Source organism: Pantoea sp. SIMBA_079 (genome assembly GCF_046940275.1).
Lineage (GTDB): Bacteria > Pseudomonadota > Gammaproteobacteria > Enterobacterales > Enterobacteriaceae > Pantoea > Pantoea borealis.
Map to the genome: position 1 here is coordinate 1 of NZ_JAWRYR010000637.1, position 253 is coordinate 253.

Sequence of the window (253 nt, forward strand, 5' to 3'; positions counted from 1 at the left end):
TCGGACATCGCGGACTCCTTCGGCCTCGGAACTACACCAGCACCAGATCGTCGCGGTGCACGATGTTCTCGCCGTAGTTGTAACCGAGCATCGCCTCGATGTCGCGCGAATGGCGGCGCGCGAGCCGGCGGATGTCGTCGGCCGAATACTGGGTGACGCCGCGCGCGACGCGTTCGGTGACGTCGCCGTCGCGGAGCAGGATCTCGACCAGGTCGCCGCGGCGGGACGCGCCCTGGGCCGCGACCGCGCCGCC

The 253-nt window shown here is 70.8% G+C and carries 1 protein-coding gene; it reads right to left on the bottom strand.

The window, feature by feature from the left end:
• Window positions 1-31: 31 nt before the first annotated feature.
• The coding region (locus tag SB719_RS21495) for a PUA domain-containing protein (protein WP_412159936.1) at window positions 32-253 on the bottom strand (222 nt) is incomplete at its 5' end.